11 protein-coding genes are annotated in these 15,386 nt (G+C 50.8%); 5 read left to right on the forward strand and 6 right to left on the reverse strand.

The genetic code is table 11. The features are described 5' to 3' along the window. Window positions 1-53 precede the first annotated feature (53 nt). The 3 genes from D4L85_RS27325 to D4L85_RS27345 all read right to left on the reverse strand — a co-directional run bounded on the left by D4L85_RS27325 (window position 54) and on the right by D4L85_RS27345 (window position 3,425). The gene (locus tag D4L85_RS27325) at window positions 54-455 is read right to left on the reverse strand and encodes a hypothetical protein (protein WP_119757287.1); all 402 of its coding nucleotides are present in this window, start codon (window positions 453-455) and stop codon (window positions 54-56) included. A gap of 427 nt (window positions 456-882) precedes the next feature. Further along, complete coding sequence (locus D4L85_RS27335; protein ID WP_119757289.1) at window positions 883-2,436, reverse strand: sensor histidine kinase; 1,554 nt, start codon at window positions 2,434-2,436, stop codon at window positions 883-885. Between the two features lie 482 nt (window positions 2,437-2,918). Next, a complete protein-coding gene (locus tag D4L85_RS27345; protein ID WP_119757291.1) occupies window positions 2,919-3,425 on the reverse strand; it encodes a hypothetical protein in 507 nt (168 codons plus the stop codon). 282 nt (window positions 3,426-3,707) lie between these two features. On the opposite strand from D4L85_RS27345, the gene D4L85_RS27350 reads away from it, so the two are divergent. Then, on the forward strand, window positions 3,708-4,403 hold the full coding sequence (locus tag D4L85_RS27350) for a DNA-binding domain-containing protein (RefSeq protein WP_119757292.1): 696 nt from the start codon (window positions 3,708-3,710) through the stop codon (window positions 4,401-4,403). Between the two features lie 482 nt (window positions 4,404-4,885). Here the strand turns inward: D4L85_RS27350 and D4L85_RS27355 are convergent, their stop codons facing one another. Further along, window positions 4,886-5,314 (reverse strand): hypothetical protein, encoded by a 429-nt coding sequence (locus D4L85_RS27355; RefSeq protein WP_119757293.1) that lies wholly within the window; start codon window positions 5,312-5,314, stop codon window positions 4,886-4,888. A 593-nt stretch (window positions 5,315-5,907) separates the two neighbouring features. Here D4L85_RS27355 and D4L85_RS27360 point away from each other — a divergent pair. Together D4L85_RS27360 and D4L85_RS27365 are read left to right on the forward strand one after the other, a co-directional pair. Then, on the forward strand, window positions 5,908-6,318 hold the full coding sequence (locus tag D4L85_RS27360; RefSeq protein ID WP_119757294.1) for a hypothetical protein: 411 nt from the start codon (window positions 5,908-5,910) through the stop codon (window positions 6,316-6,318). 147 nt (window positions 6,319-6,465) lie between these two features. Continuing rightward, window positions 6,466-7,077 (forward strand): PAS domain-containing protein, encoded by a 612-nt coding sequence (locus D4L85_RS27365; RefSeq protein ID WP_119757295.1) that lies wholly within the window; start codon window positions 6,466-6,468, stop codon window positions 7,075-7,077. Window positions 7,078-7,135: 58 nt separating this feature from the next. Here the strand turns inward: D4L85_RS27365 and D4L85_RS27370 are convergent, their stop codons facing one another. After that, a complete protein-coding gene (locus D4L85_RS27370; RefSeq protein ID WP_160144034.1) occupies window positions 7,136-11,233 on the reverse strand; it encodes a YCF48-related protein in 4,098 nt (1,365 codons plus the stop codon). Between the two features lie 147 nt (window positions 11,234-11,380). On the opposite strand from D4L85_RS27370, the gene D4L85_RS27375 reads away from it, so the two are divergent. Then, the gene (locus D4L85_RS27375; protein ID WP_119757297.1) at window positions 11,381-11,740 is read left to right on the forward strand and encodes a VOC family protein; all 360 of its coding nucleotides are present in this window, start codon (window positions 11,381-11,383) and stop codon (window positions 11,738-11,740) included. Between the two features lie 7 nt (window positions 11,741-11,747). Here the strand turns inward: D4L85_RS27375 and D4L85_RS27380 are convergent, their stop codons facing one another. Continuing rightward, on the reverse strand, window positions 11,748-12,356 hold the full coding sequence (locus tag D4L85_RS27380) for a hypothetical protein (protein ID WP_119757298.1): 609 nt from the start codon (window positions 12,354-12,356) through the stop codon (window positions 11,748-11,750). 220 nt (window positions 12,357-12,576) lie between these two features. On the opposite strand from D4L85_RS27380, the gene leuS reads away from it, so the two are divergent. Further along, window positions 12,577-15,369 carry a leucine--tRNA ligase gene (leuS, locus tag D4L85_RS27385; protein ID WP_119757299.1) on the forward strand — a complete coding sequence of 931 codons (2,793 nt, stop codon included), beginning with the start codon at window positions 12,577-12,579 and terminating at the stop codon, window positions 15,367-15,369. Window positions 15,370-15,386 lie beyond the last annotated feature (17 nt).

Here is a 15,386-nt window from a genome sequence, read left to right on the forward strand (position 1 = left end):
ACGCAGTGGCGGGTTTCGGAAGGGTTAGCAGTGAGCAGTGTGGGGCAATTAATTTAGTTCCATACTTTCCACCAAGGTTTTTTCTCTTGTATTATCTCCTTGTTATCGTAAGTTTCTCCATCGTCGCCTTGAACTTTGGCTTTTAAATATCCGGCGATGTCGATCATTTTATTTATTATTTCTTGATCCGGGTTCTTAACGGTTACTTCACCATTTCTAAAGTCGAACCATGCGTAATTACCCTTCCGTCCGCTTTTAGAGTAAGAAGTCCAGACTGCAAGTCCATCGTTTTCATAGCTTACTTCCTCTTCGTTGCCGGTCTTAGCTGCTGCGTAGCGCTCTAATCGCATCTCTTCATCACGCTTAACATAGTCAATCCATTCGGTCAACTTGATTTCGTTTGATTCGTCATCGGACTGATCTTCTTTTCTTGTAATGTGAATTTCGTAGCCCATTGTTAGAAACTAAATTTCCCAAATAGCCTCATCGATGTTTCGATGGCCAAATTGATCAGATTTGCAAACATTTCAAAAGCCGGTAAATGAAGTTTTTCAGAATTGACGTTCTGCAGCGTCTTGGTTGCTTGCGTGCGCAAACTTCGGTCTGAGCGTTTGGCGGGATAGTGCGTCCTGGCGGGCGCGTTTTTGGGCATTTCATAGCACCGCTCAGGGGCCGCGGGGGCCCCGCATGTTCCACCAGGGCTTAACCCTATCCGCACATGCCCCTGCCAGGCCAAAGATAGGCTTAGGCCCTGGTGGAACATGCTGGAGGAGGTGTGGGTGTGAGGCCTGGGTGTGGAATGGTGGGGTGCCCACCTATTTTACCCGTCAAGTAAAATGACTCGCCTCAGCTATTGGACAGGAAACTACTGGCTACTGACTACTAAATTCTGGCTCCTGGCTCCTGGATTCTGGCTCCTAACTCCGGTCCCCTGACATTCGGGATCTCGATCGTAAATTCCGTCCCCTCCCCTAACCGCGACTGCACCTGTATCGTCCCGTCCAATTTTTCCAGCGCCCCTTTCACAATGTACAGGCCCAATCCTGAACCCTTGCTATCGGCATTGGCGCGGAAAAACATCTTAAAGATCTTATCGACGTATTCTTCAGCAATACCCACTCCGTTGTCGGTGAAGCGGATGAGCGCGGTTTCTTCGTTGGCGATGATGTCGATCTTTAGGAAAGAGTTGCCGCGGCCGGTGTTGCGGTAGCGGACGGCGTTGGCGATGATGTTGTTGAAGACCATCAGGAGGCGGCTGTAGTCGGAATAGAACGGGGCCATCACCTGGATGTTTTTGATGCTTTGCACTTGCTCGGCGCCTTCCATGAATTTCAGGGATTCGATGGACTCTTCCAGGAGTTCGTGGAAGTCGATGCGCTTGGGCATGATCTCCATGCGCGAGTTGCGCGAGTAGTGGATGATGTCGGAGATGAAATGATCGAGCTTGTTCACGCTGCGCTCGATGAGGGCGAGGTATTGCTCGGTGTTGGCTTTGTCGGGGTCGCGCTTGATCATGTTCAGCAGGCCCTTCACCGACATGAGCGGTGCGCGCAGGTCGTGCGAGGCGCTGTAGACAAAGCGGTCGAGTTCGGAATTGATCTTGATCAGTTCCTCATTCTGTTTTTTCAAGAGGTCCTCGGCACGCGTTTGGTTCGTGATGTCCCGGGCAAATACCGTCAGGCCTGTTACTTCTCCATTCTCCACGATCGGGTATGTTTTAATTTCGTAGGTCCTCCATTCCTTGTCGTCTACCGGGTAGGTGTCGTAGTATTTTCCCGGTCTTCCCTTCAACCCGCTCTCGTAGCGTAGCCTCCACGTTTCGCGGAGGTCCGGCATCGTGTCGGGCAGCAAGGTCAGAATGTTGGCGCCTTTCAGCAACTTAACGCCGAAGGCCATTTTATATTTTCTATAGAACTCTTTATTAAAATCGATCAGCTCGTAGTCGGCGTTGATCAGCCAAATGCTGTCTTCGATGGTGTTGAGGATCGAGCGGAGATTGGCTTCGTTGCCGATAATTTTGCGTTGGTAGGCTTTGCGAACCGTGATGTCGCGACTGAAAACCGAAATGACTTGCGAGCCATCGGGGCGTGCGCTGGATTTGAAATGGATCTCCCAGTAGTAGTTGCGGCCGTCGATCTCGAAGACGTCTTCTACTTTGATGGGCGTGCCGCTGAGGGCGATCATGCAGCGCTCCTTCCACTCGTGGGTGAGTCGTGCATTTTTGGGTTCCATGGCGTTCAGCAGCGAACTTCCTTTTTTGAGTTCGATGCCATAGGTTTCGAAGAAGATCCAATAGAAACCTGAATTCAGGCTGATCACCTTGAACTCTTCATCGATCAATAGGATGTTTGCATCTGCATCTTCAATGATGGATGTAAACATGTCCTGCCACACACTCACGTCGCTCTGCTCCAACTGCGTCATCCGTCCTGTCATTTTTGGTGATTGATTTGAACCGTCACAAAATAGGTGACTGCTCTAGGCGCGTACACGCACCGGTTGTGGGACGAGACTGGGTTTGGGAGGAAAAATGCGATTCAAGGCGTTTCTAAGCCAATTCATAAGCAATTTGAGAATTTAAGACACTGTCCACTGGGGCTCCAACTCAGTAACAATGGCTATACAACGCTGAATGTCTGGATTTGGATGCTCGTTTGCAAAAAAAACTTTGCTGTCGTGTGCGCGAACGACGTAATGTATGGAGGAGAAACACTGCCTGGGCCTGGGAACTAAATCCCGTGGTGTAATTTCCACTATCTTAAACCGTTTGTGCGTCTTCACCAACACGGTGTGCCGATGAACCGGCAAGGTGTGTCGATGAAGTTTGCTTGTAAGATTTTCGATATAGTTTCTTCGGACCTAACTGGTGTTTGCCTCGCTTCTTCTTTCTACGAAGTGTGTTGTTGGATTTGGGATGGCTATTTATGGCTGGGTTTGGATGCGGCATCCGGTTTCTCCTTGTCCTTCATGATACTGCCGATGGTGATCAACCCGGTGATGATGGAGAGGTACAATCTCCAATTCCACATACCCTGATGGCTGATGTGTTCGTAGTCTGCGGCGGGCTGTGCTGAATTTATCTCCGGGTTTTCAGGAAGGTAGTAAACCGAGTCGGTGATCAATTCCTCGGCGGATTTGCCGAGTGCGCCGATCGTTCCTTTGTAAGATTTGCCATCGACCGTAAACGTATAGGGAATGATGGTCGCCATGCTTTTGGTTTCCGTCATTTTTGATTTCGTGGTCATCACGGCGTATTTCTCCGACAGTATTAGTGCGGTCTTGGCCCCCTTGCCTTGGATCATTTTCTGATAGCCTTCCAGTTTGTCGTTGAACGTGGTCTTTGCTTGAAAATGCGCATAGACGAGGTAAATGGTGATGGATAAAAAGGCGGCGAAGTAGATCTTCTTTTTTGTTGACTCGGTCATTAGGATGCGCTAGGTTAAGGACATTCTAAAAACAAAGATATGGCCTGGCAGCAATATTGATTCTTGCTGTTTACGCAAAAATCTTACACTGACTTTACATCAGGCGCGCTCGACTCTAGGTTTTTGGAACACGCTCCATATAGCCAGCCCCCGTTACCGACGAAATATCGTCGGCCCAACGATATTTCGTCGGCTACCCTCCTCCTGCCCTTTGATTCCAGCCTGGGTTGGCCTGTTTATGCTGGCACTCCTTTTGGCAATGCCCTGGCATAAATAAACAATATGATTCGTTATTCATTAGTTGAAAACAACCTGACACCGGATCCGGACGATCACGTGGCAGGAGTGCAGCCCATCGGCACCAAAACGATGGAACAAGTGGTTGACATGATGATCAGCCGCGGCTCTACGGTAACCAAGGCGGAAGCGCTTTCGGTTTTTGAGGAACTTACATTGGCCATGGTACAAGTGGTACGCGACGGCTACAATGTGGTGACCCCTTTGTTCAATGCATCGGTTTCCATCGTGGGTGTGTTCACCAACGCCAACGATGTCTTCAACCCGTCGCGTCACGAGTTGAAGGTGCGCATCAAACCCGGCTTACGCATGAAAGAGGCGGTAAACAAAATGAAAGTAGAAAAGGTAGCGACCGTCAAACCGATGCCGGTTTTGCAATCGTTCAAAGACATTACTTCGGCCACCGAAAGTGATGTGCTGACTCCCGGTGGCGTTGGTCAAATCATGGGAACAAACCTGAAGTTCAACAGCGCTGAAGCCACACAAGGCGTTTTCTTCACGGGCTCCAACGGCACGACCATCAAAGCCGAAACCATCGTAAGCAACATGCCTTCCGAAGTCATCTTTGTGATACCCGCAACGCTCACCGCAGGCACCTATTCCATCTCTGTGCGCAGCGTGCTCAAAAACACGAAGGACCTTCGCGAAGGCTTCCTCATCGACGATGTGACGGTTAAGTAAACACACCTTCACTGCGCCTTCTCGCAAGCCAGTCCGGGCCCGGATTGGCTTTTTTTTGTGCGCTATTTTAAAATTCCCCGGCTTGTTTCAGGAAAGAAATCCGCCCGGAAAAAATCAAAAAGCCCTACCGGGAAAATTCAATTTCCCTTACTGAATCCGGCCGACGTACAGGACTTGTACGTCACACGTACAGGCAGTGTACGCCCCACGTACAAGCCTTGTACGTCGGACTTCCAGGCAAGGCTTTTCTGAGGCTTGCCTTAAGGCAAAAGTCATTTATTCTTACAGGTGAGTTGCGGTGAGGCGGTTGAAACTAAGAACACAGGGCGGGCTTGGCATTAAGAACTTGTCGTTCCTGATGAGAACCAGATTCAACCTTTTCTCCTTTCCGCCTCGTTGACGCAGCAACAAAGGTCGAAAAGGAGAAGGGTTAGCAGTACAGACAACATTTTAAAAATAAATCGCTTTAAAAGAAAGAAGCCTTAGCTATACGCTTCCCAGGTTGTTTCCGCATTTGCGATTACCTGAATGGAACCGTTCGAACTCAATTGCACATTTTTTAACGTATACAATCCTGGTTTATGCTCCGATGGAACGGTAAGCTTCTCAAGGACAACGTCGTCTGGAATATCACCTCCATCTCCCGGTGTTATGGTTCCCAGAACTTCGAGGGTTTGCAGGGGACAAAAATATAACACCATTTTGCCATACGCGGCTTCCAGCCGAACGGGCGACATGCTTGCCGTTATGGTTTCACCATGGGTTAATTGTTTTTCTTTCATTTTCTCCCGCAACACATGCGGTTGCGCTGAAGCCGTTGCGAATACTTCCTTGGATTCGGATACCTCCGGTTGGCCACCGCCTTTATCACCGGAAAATTTGGCGAAAAAGTAAAATTTTTTCCTTTCCATGACCGATAATTTTTTAAGTTTTAATAATTCAGATGCACGCAAAAATCAACTCCCGCTCAAAACTCAAAGATCAAGTCGTGAACAGCCCGAACGAGCTACATAATTTTATCAAATAACAACTGCAGATAACGTCTGTTTTAAAAACGTATTCCACGTTCAGGAAGTGCGCAACGATGCGCATTTTTAGTTAGGTTATTTTTCCATGGCCTGTCCTGCGATTTTGCGTATGCGCATTCCATATTCTTTGCGGGAATGACGAGCCCTTGACGTTTCATTTTTTGCGGATGCATTCCTGCGGGCGTTAAATTTAATACTGCACTTGGCGGCCCCCTTCGGAAGCCTCAGGGCGGGCTATCCACTACAAGTCCGGCTGCGCACAAGCCACCGCACTTCGGGCTTTCCGTTCCTATCCCTGGCCGATGCACGTCAGGAGAACCGTCACCCACGAAAAAAAACCGTTGCTGATTTCAAACGATAAGCTGATTCTTCTTGGATAATTTTATTGTCGCGTTCAACCCGCTCTATTGGCGCGATCACACCGGTTCTCATTTAGGGTACGTCGCTAGGTTTGTAAAAACTAAAATCGTATGGTTATGCAAAAAATTGTTCTTCCGAAAGACCTTCACTTGTTTGGCAATAGAGTTCACACCTTTCCGGTTGGGATCAAAGAAAGTTTCGATGCCCTGATCGCGATGCTTCCTGAAGGGCTGGAGCGTCCCTACTACGGGGTGAGTTGGATGGAGGCCGGGGTGGTGATCTATTACACGATGGCGGCGGAGAAATTTTCGGGTGAGGCGAAGCTCTATTCGTGCGAAACGAATCTGAATATTGAAAAGGGGGAATATCTTGCGGTTACGGTTCGCGACTGGATGAGCAAGACTGATTCGATCAAAGATGTGTTCGATGGGTTGATGAAAGACAAGCGTGTGGCCACAGGGGCACCGTGTGTGGAGTGGTACAAATCGGATGAGGAGATGGTGTGTATGATGAAATCAAACGCGTGATGGGAATTCGCGTTTCCCGGCCATCACCTCCAAAATCTATTCCCTTATTCATGCCATCATCCCTCCGCTTCTCCCGGCGCCTGCAATCCTGGTTTTTTTCCGTTATCTTAGTTTAAATCATTTTTGGATTGTTATCCGCACCCGGTCATGGAGTTTAAAAAGGATCTTGCGCTGGAAAAGCTGCTGAAGGTGGCCCCGATCAGCATCAACATTATCGATATTTCTACCCGGGAATTGATCTGCACCAGCAGTTGGGTAAAGGATCACATCGGGTACACGCAGGAGGAATACATGGCGCTAAGTCATGATCTGTTTGAAAAAATAATCCATCCCGAAGACAGAATAACGCAGTTGAAGACGTACGCTGCTTTGGTCGAAAACCCGTTGGCACTTTTCAAAGAATGCAGGATCAGGATCCGAAAAAAGGGTGGCGATTATCTTCACGCGATCGTGCGGTTGTCTGTCCTGGAAATTGATGCAAACCAAAAAGCAAAAACGCTTCTGAATACGGCAGTTGATATTACCGAACTCGTTGAGTTGCGACAACGTCTCGCCGAGGAGCTAAGCAAGATGGAAATCATTTCCTTTAAGAACAGCCACGAATTGCGGGGGCCTGTCGCCACGATCCTCGGCCTTGTTCAACTGATGAGCCATGAAAGTGCGATCGGCATCCAATCGCAGGAGATCATCGAAATGTTGAAGGCGACCGTGACGAAACTGGACGCTGTGATTGGGCAGATCAATGATCATACTTACTAGCGCGGTCTGGGAAGCCATCTATTGAACGAGAGATCGGCTATTCCCGAAATCGACGCATTTATCGCTTCACTATTCGTGTGACCGTTTTTTCGCCGCCGTGACCAACGATTACCATGTACAATCCCGGTTTGAGTGAGGACACATCTATCAGCGCCTTGCCTGTGGCCGTGCCCTGGAGCAGCGGTTGTCCCACCACGCTACATACCTGATACGTAAAGGGCGTAGATGCACCACTAACATTGACGGTGACCGTTGCCGATGCAGGGTTGGGATAGAGCGATACCAGATCCTGCACAGTCTCCTCCACGGCCGTTACCGTTGACGTCTTAAACGACGTTTCCGGTGTGGAGATCGATCGCGTGCCGTCACTCACGGTGATGCGGCAGTAGTAGCGCGTATCTGGATCGAGGTCCTGCAGGTTATAGACAAGGGATTGATTCAATACACCGGCATACTGTCCCAAGCTATAGGTGTGGTCGTAGAGGCTCGCCGCGCGGCCAATCTGTAGCGTAACGGTGGTCTGTGGCAATGACATGTAAGACCGTATTTTTGAATGTATCGTTGCTCCGGACAACGTCACGTCTGTTACCGACACGCCGTCGAGGCTTAGTGCATCATTGTAGCTTATGGTCGACGTGAGGATCGTGCCGTACGCGCCGGCGATATAAATGTCTGTCCCTTGCACTTCAATCGATTGTGAGTAGCTACTGGGAACGGGAATGTTGGTCCAGGTGGCGCCGCCATCTTTTGTCACTTGCAGGATGCCATAATCATCCAAAATGTAGCCATAGTCTTTCGATATAAAATAAACGTCAACATAGTCGCCATAGGCAGTATTCAGTTTTTGCCAGGTCGTGCCGCCGTTCGCTGTTTTGTATACGGTGTTTTGTTCACCCACATAGTAGCCCGTAAGCTCGTCCACAAAATGAAGGGCGTTAATGTTATCGTCCTGTTGCTTTGAGATCGTCCAGGTCTCCCCTCCGTCTATGGTTTTGTATATCGACACTAAAGCGTAGTAGGCCGTGGAGCGTGCGTATCCCACGTTGGCATTTAAAAATTGCAAATCGAGCAGGCCCACGGAGGCCACTGTTCTCCAGGTGGCGCCTCCGTCGGTGGTCTTCTGGGTTATGGTGCCCCCCCAGCTTATAAACCCTGTGTTCTCATCCGTAAATTTCACGGTCGACAAATCGCTGGACAGGTAGGTATTGTAATAAACCTGTGTCCAGGAATTGCCGCCGTCGGTGGTTTTCATGACGCGGTTGGCGTAATAGCCCGCGGAAGCAAAACCCAGGTTGTCGTTCAGAAAGTTAAAACGGGCCGTTCGTTGTCCGCTTATCGGCGAGTTTATGCGCTGCCAATCTTTTTTGTTGACGGTTTTGATCAGCTGGCCGCCGGCGATGGCGTAGCCGGTTTGGTCGCTGGTGAAGTCGATCTGCGTTATGTCGTTATAGGTTAATGCATAGGGTGTCCAGCTTTTTCCGCCGTCGACGGTCTTCAGTATGCGTCCGCGCATGCCTGTTGCAAACCCACGGTCGAGGTCGAGGAAGAAAATGCCGTAGATATCGTAGGCATAGATCCGGCCGCTATCTCCAATCCATTGCCAGGTAGCGCCGCCATCGGTCGTCTTGTGCATGGCGCCATCGTCGCCCCCAATGAAACCGACCGTCGGGCTGATAAATTGCAGGGCGTAGGCGGCGTCGAGCGAGGCGGTCAGCTGGGTCCACGTTTCGCCTGCATTGGTTGTCTTGAAGACGTAGCTGTGCTCGCGCGTTGCGTACCCCACGTTATCGTCTGCGAACTTGATCCGGAAAAAGTCCGAGGGGATCGTATTCGAAGTAAGCGTTGCATACCAGGTAACACCGCCGTCCTTTGTTTTTTTGATGGTGCCATTGTTACAGGCCACATGACCTACTTTGCCGCTGGTAAAGAAAGCGTCTTTCACCGTCACGGTATAGTATTCATTGGCATTGGTAGGCACGGGGTGGCTCACCCAAGTTTTGCCGCCGTCATTCGAGGCAAACAGCGTCTTGTCGCTGGTTACGCGTAGGGTGTCATCGCTTACAACGGTAATGCTGTTGAGATTTTCGGTGGTATTTATCTTCAACGCATTCCAGCCGACGCCAAGGTGCGTCGATTTGTAGATCTGTCCCCCATCGCCCACCACATAGCCGATCAGGTTTTTGAATACCATCCGTCTGCCCTTCACTTTTTTAGAATAAATTTCCCATGTTTCACCTGCGTCGGTCGTGCGGAGCAAACCGCTACTATTCGTGATAAATCCGACCTTTTCGTTTGCGAACTGAATGTCAAGACCAGTCGCTCCTGTGGGGAGTGGATTGAGCCATGTCCAGGGTGAGTTTGTATCGGATAGTCGCACACCATCATCGACGTAAACACTTTTCGTCGCCTGGCACCCGAAATCATTTCCTACCAGTACTGAATACCACCCGGCATGTGTCACGGTAATGGTTGGCGTAGATTCACCGGTGCTCCATACCTGATGGGTGAATGTGCCGGGATCCAACAGCGCCGATCCGCCGGCAAGGGGAATGGTGTCGGCCAGGTTGATGGCAGGAAGGGATGCCACGTTGATTTGAACGGAGTCTTTGGAAATGCAGCCGTCGGGGTTTGTAGCCGTCAATTTGTACTTTCCACTGATCTTTATCTCGATGCTTTTACTGGTTTCCGTGGTGCTCCATTGATAGGCCGCGAAGCCATCGTCGGCTACCAGTTTGTAGTCGGGGCACACCATTCGGTCTGTGCCGAGGTCAAACGGTGTTTGCGCCTTGACGGTGATGTCTTGTGAGATGGTGGTTGACTTTCCCTTGTAGTACACGGTGAGCTTGACAGTATAGGTTCCCTCCTTCGTATAGGTGATCGGCGGTGGCTGCAATGCATCGGAGGTGACGCCATTGCCAAACGACCACTCGGCCGATTCGACCTGGTGCAGGTTGGTGATATGAAAGGTTATCGGCGCGTTTTGGCAGTGGCCTTCCGCTACGAAACTCGTTTTGTAAAGATAACTCTGAATCAAACTCGGCATGAAGACTGCAAAACAGCTCGCGCCATTGAGGTATAGGCCTTTCTCTTTGAACAACACGTCATTGGCTGGAGCATTGGGGTTATCGATCACGGCCAGGTAGTCGGCTGTGCTGCCGCCTCCGCCTTTGGTGGCGTAGATCCGTCCGTCGAGCCCGAGTTGAAGCGAGTACATCACATTGTAGATCGTGCCGGTTTTCACTGCGGTCCGCGAATTTTGAATATCGTCGTAGGTGGGCAGGGAAACGTCGTATTGGTACACCGTGTACGGGCCCTCTACGTAAACCCGGGTGCCATCGCTGGAAAATTCAGGCCCGATCATGCCGCCACTGATGTCTTGCAACGAAAATAGCATCTGGTTTGTCAGAACGCCTGTCGCCGCATCAAAGTCCGCGATCATCATGTCCTGCCGGTTGTCGATTGGGTAGGTCAGGGCAAGCTTCTTACCATCGGGAGAAAACTTCATTTGCCCGAGCGACAGCCCAATGGTTGGCCCGATGTGCTGCTGGAACACGGAGGCCGAAGGTCCTGCGTCGGTAACTAACAGGGCGTAGAACAAGTCTGAATTGTGTTGGTGGGTCATCACCCAAATGTCTTTGCCATTTTCATGAAGCACGGCGCTCAGTTCGTCGTTCGTTTTCACGATCAGCCTTACACCCTTCGTCACCACATCGCCGAGGCCGCCGGCCAGGCTTATATCGACTACGCTATAATACAATCCGGAAGTGGTCTGCCCGTTATAGGGATCGGTAGTAAAAATATAATAGATGGTGGCACTGCCAGGCTTGGGGACAACGATGGATTTTTGAAGCTTGGTGACCGATGTGGCAGGCAACAGGTCGGTGCCGTTGGGCATGAGCTGGTGATTTTTGTTCCACACAGAAAAGCCATCGGTATAAAAAAGCAATGCACCATTTTCATCACAAATCATGCCCTTGCTCAGGGTAGAGATCAATCCTAAGCCGCTTTTCAGCACAGGCGCACCCGTGGCAAAGTCAAGCTCGTAGTTTGAAAGGGAAAAGATATTGGCTTGTTTTTGAGCCCATGAAGGGGTGGCAAAACATAACAAGGCAATCACCAAAACGGTGAATTTGGGCATTTGATGGCTGATCATCATACAACAGCGGTTACAGTCTCTATTCGGAACCACAATGATAAGAAAATTACGACGAAAGTCTTGGCGGTCGACACTCCGTTCCAAGTTCCAAATCATTTGCCCCCTCCGGTAGCGCATTCTTTTTAGCTTTGGAAAATATCACAAAACATGACGTCACTTAACTTAATTGTTATCAAAACTGACAACCTGCAAGGACAAGCTGAGTTCTACACAGCGCTGGGAATACAATTTGATTATCACAAACACGGCAATGGCCCAAATCATTATGCGAGCGTTGCTCATCGTCCAACACTTGAAATATATCCCTTGCCAAAAAATACGACTACGCCCGATAATACAACCCGTTTAGGATTCATGGTCGAACGATTGGATGTGCTGATCGCGGATCTCAAATCGCGGGGCGTCGCGATCGTGTCTGAACCGTCGGTCAGCGAGTGGGGTTACGGGGCGATTGTTCAGGATCTGGATGGTCGAAAGATCGAGTTAACCGAGCGAAGGCAAGTTTGAACAAGCCTCACCTCAATTTAACGCTAAGCCCCAAAAACATCGCCGTGGTTCGCTGGGTGGTTGCTGTGGTGTCGCCGTTGGCTTGGACCTTTTTTAAGCCCCAGTTTTTATTGATCCCGGCTTTGATGGCCACGGTCTTGGTGAGGGGTATGTAGACCGAAGCACTGCCGGCAACGCCAAGATCAGTTGTTATCGTTGTGTTTTTTTCTGTGACCAGTAGCGGATCGCCGCCCTGAATGTATCGATATTTAGAGCCATCATAATGGTATACCAGCATGGCGGTGTACATGCCCAAACCCAATTGCACCTGCACCTTCTTTCCATAGCGCTGCGACCATTGGAAGGGTATGCTCAAGGTCTTGAGCTGAAGAGGAACGTCGCCACTGGTTTGGTGGTAGTATAGCCCGGAGGTGAGAAAGGAATGTTTCAGGATCTGATAATTGAATCCGGCACCGAAATATAGGCGGGCATATTTGAAATGGGGGACGCCTGTGCTTGCGCTGTACTTGCCGGGCCAGGCTGCGCCACCTATGCCTTCGACCTCGATGATTTTTTGTGAAATGCCCTGATAAGCGGGTACAAGCATCAGCAACGTGAGCAGCATCCGGTTCTTCATAACGGCCAACAAAGGGTTAGTTTAGGTTACATCCAGTCCTGGTGAATGGCTCGCGCGGTTCGCTGTGCCATGCCACTATGAACAGGCACTAAAGATAGTTGCTGCCCGCAACGCCCCAAAATCCGGCCCGGAAATTCGCGGCTTTATCGCTTAACTTATCGGGGTGCGGCACGTTCTTTTTTCCTTAAATCCTTATTTTTGGGCCTTTAACAACAACCTGATGGCCGAATACAGCAAAGACGAGATCAAGCGCATCGAAGAAAAGTGGCGGGTGAAATGGCAGCAAAGTGGCGTCTACGAAACTGATAATCACTCAGATAAGCCAAAATACTACGTACTGGACATGTTTCCCTATCCCTCCGGGGCGGGGCTACATGTGGGGCACCCGCTGGGCTACATCGCCTCCGATATCGTGACACGCTATAAGCGCCTGAAGGGGTTTAATGTGCTCCATCCCATGGGCTTTGATGCCTTTGGGCTCCCTGCCGAGCAATATGCCATCCAAACCGGCCAGCATCCGCGCGTGACCACCGAAAAGAACATGGCCACCTATATCGCCCAACTGAGCAAGATCGGTTTTGCCTTTGACTGGGATCGCAAAGTGGTGACCAGCGACCCCTACTACTACAAATGGACGCAGTGGATCTTCATGCAGTTGTTCAACGCCTGGTATGACCGGACCGCGAACAACAAGGTGGGCAAAGCCCGCCCCATGAAAGAGCTGGTGGCCGAACTGGAAAAGAACGGCAACCAGAACATTGTCGCCGCCTGCGATGACGAAACGCCCGCGATCACCGCGGCGCAGTGGACGGCGTTCAACGAAATTGAAAAAGAAAACTTCCTCCAAAAATACCGCATCGCCTACCTGGCCGAAACCATGGTGAACTGGTGCGCTGCCCTGGGCACCGTGTTGTCGAACGACGAAGTGAAAGACGGCGTGAGCGAACGCGGGGGCTACCCGGTGGAACGCATCAAGATGTTGCAATGGAACATGCGCATTTCGGCCTACGCCGAACGGCTGCTGACGGGCCTGGACACCATCGACTGGCCCGAGCCGGTCAAGGAAATGCAACGCAATTGGATTGGCAAGTCGGTAGGCTGTGAACTCGATTTCAAGCTGGCCTCGGGCGATGATTCCATTCGCGTGTTCACGACGCGCATCGATACGATCTACGGCGTGACGTTCATGGTGCTTGCGCCCGAACACGAACTCGTAGAGAAGATCACCACACCCGCACAACGCAACGAAGTGACCCACTATGTGGAGGTGGCCAAGAACCGCAGCGAGCGCGAGCGGATGAGCGAAGTGAAGCGCATCAGTGGCGCCTTCACGGGAGCGTACGTCATCAACCCGTTCAACCACGAGAAGGTGCCCGTCTGGATCGCCGACTACGTGTTGGCCGGCTATGGCACCGGCGCGGTGATGGCCGTACCCAGCAGCGACACGCGTGACTATGCTTTTGCAAAACATTTTAACCTTCCCATCGTCGACGTGCTGGAAGGTCCTACGAGCGACATTACCAAAGACAACTTCGAGCCCAAGTCGGGCAAGATGATAAACTCCGGCATGCTCAATGGCCTGCCCTGGCAGGAAGCCATTGAAAAGGCGCTGCAACACGTGGAGACCTTGGGCATCGGTACACGCAAAGTGAACTACCGCATGCGCGACGCCATCTTTGGCCGCCAGCGCTATTGGGGCGAGCCCTTCCCGGTGTATTTCGACAAAGGCATTCCCAAGCTGGTGAGCGAAAAAGATCTGCCCGTGACGTTGCCAGAGATCGATGCCTACAAACCCACCGAAACCGGCGAACCTCCCCTGGGCCGCGCCAAAGGCTGGAACTACAACGGTCATCCTTACGAACTCACCACCATGCCCGGCTGGGCGGGGTCGAGCTGGTACTGGTTCCGCTACATGGACCCGGAGAACGATAAGGCCTTCGCCAGCAAAGAAGCGCTCGATTATTGGAAAGATGTCGATTTGTATATCGGCGGTTCAGAGCACGCCACCGGCCACTTGTTGTACTCACGCTTCTGGTGCAAGGTGATGAAAGACCTGGGCTATGTATCGCCGGAGGAACCATTTAAAAAGCTGATCAACCAAGGCCATATTCAAGGTATTTCCAAACTCGCTTACCGGATCAACGGTACGAATAAGTTTGTATCCTATAACCTGCGGAAGCAATACGAAGTAACGCCGCTGCACGTGGACATCACCTTCGTGGATGGCGACGTGCTGGACGTGGAGAAGTTCAGGATGTGGAGAGACGATCTGAAAGACATCGAGCTGATCCTGGAAGACGGCAAATACATCTGCGGCTCGGAAGTCGACAAGATGTCGAAGCGCTACTACAATGTAGTGAACCCCGACGACATCGTGGAAAGCTATGGCGCCGACACGTTGCGCATGTACGAGATGTTCCTCGGTCCGCTGGAGCTGTCGAAGCCCTGGAACACCAACGGCATCGACGGCGTGTTCAAATTCCTGCGCCGGTTCTGGAACCTGTTCCACGACAACCAGGGCAACTTCAACGTGAGCAGCGAAGCACCCACGCCCGAAGAATTGAAAGTGCTGCACAAAACACTGAAGAAGATCGCTTACGACATTGAGCATTTTTCGTTCAACACGTCGGTAAGCGAGTTTATGATCTGCTGCAACGAGTTGAGTAGCCTGAAGAGTAATAAGCGCGCCATACTGGAGCCGTTGTTGATTACACTTGCACCGTTTGCTCCCCACATCGCCGACGAACTTTGGGAAAAACTGGGCTACAAAGAATCGATCCTTTACGCCACGTTCCCGCAATACAACGAGGAATATCTGACAGAGAGCTCGTTTGAATATCCGATCTCCATCAATGGAAAAGTGCGGATGAAGATGAACTTTGCGCTGGATATGCCGAAGGATGATATCGAGAAGCTGGTGATGGCTTCGGAGGTGGTGCAGAAATGGACAGAGGGGAAAGCACCGAAGAAGGTGATTGTTGTGCCGGGGCGGATTGTGAATGTGGTGATTTAATTGGCATTGGCGCATTT

The sequence above is a fragment of the Chryseolinea soli genome, from assembly GCF_003589925.1.
Classification (GTDB): Bacteria; Bacteroidota; Bacteroidia; order Cytophagales; family Cyclobacteriaceae; genus Chryseolinea; species Chryseolinea soli.